Below are 908 nucleotides of genomic sequence, written 5' to 3'. Positions count from 1 at the left end.
CCGACGAGCTGACGCCGGCCATCAACCTGGGGCTGGTGGAGTTCGCGGCCAACGCCTCGCTGCTGGTCGCCCCGACGACCAACCGCCAGGCGGTCAAGGCCGCGATCGACAGCCTCAAGCCGGCCCGCATCGTGCTGCTGTCCGACGGCAAGGAGAACAAGCCGTCCAACCCCAGCGACCCGCACGACGGGGCCTACACCGCGGCCCGGGCCGCCAAGGCCGAGGGCGTGCAGATCTCGACGATTTCGTTCGGCACGCCGTACGGCACCGTCGAGTACGAGGGCGCCACCATCCCGGTTCCCGTCGACGATCAGACGCTGAAGAAGATCTGCGAGATCACCGACGGCCAGTCGTTCCACGCCGACAGCCTGGAGTCGCTGAAGGACGTCTACGCGACCCTGCAGCGCCAGATCGGCTACGAAACCGTCAAGGGCGACGCCAGCCTGGCCTGGATGCTGCTGGGGGCCGTCGCGATGGCCGGCGCCGTCCTGGCCGGCCTGTTCCTGAACCGCCGGCTGCCCTCCTGAGCGATCAGACCGGCAGCCGCCGGTTGATCAGCAGCGCCAGCGCCGTCGCGATCAGGGCGGTGAGCACGCCCAGGCGCAACCACCCGGCACTGCCGGGACCCGGCACGGTGCGGTAGCCGATGTCCTTCTCGATGGCGTTGTAGCTCTTGGACAGCTCGTCGACGGTGCCGGCGGTGTAGGACTGCCCGCCGGACAGCTTGGCGATCATCTTCATCTGGTCCGTCGATACCGGCACCGCGACCCGCTGCCCGTCCATCTCGATCTCGCCGGTCTTGGTGCCGAACGAGATCGTCGAGATGGGCACCCCTTCGTCGCGGGCCAGCCGCGCCGCGGTGTAGGCCCCGTCGTGCGGGTCGCTGGGGTTGGACGGCTTGTTGTCCT

At 69.3% G+C, this 908-nt stretch carries 2 pseudogenes; one reads left to right on the top strand and one right to left on the bottom strand.

Features of this window, described 5'->3' with window-relative positions:
* Positions 1–527, top strand: a pseudogene (locus tag A5680_RS00895) (hypothetical protein); the annotation flags it as partial.
* A gap of 4 nt (positions 528–531) precedes the next feature.
* Here the strand turns inward: A5680_RS00895 and A5680_RS00890 are convergent.
* A pseudogene (locus A5680_RS00890) lies at positions 532–908 on the bottom strand (hypothetical protein); the annotation flags it as partial.

Source organism: Mycobacterium sp. E2989 (genome assembly GCF_001667595.1).
GTDB lineage: Bacteria > Actinomycetota > Actinomycetes > Mycobacteriales > Mycobacteriaceae > Mycobacterium.
Note: the sequence above shows the minus strand (reverse complement) of the source record. Positions and strands in the feature narration are given on the sequence as shown.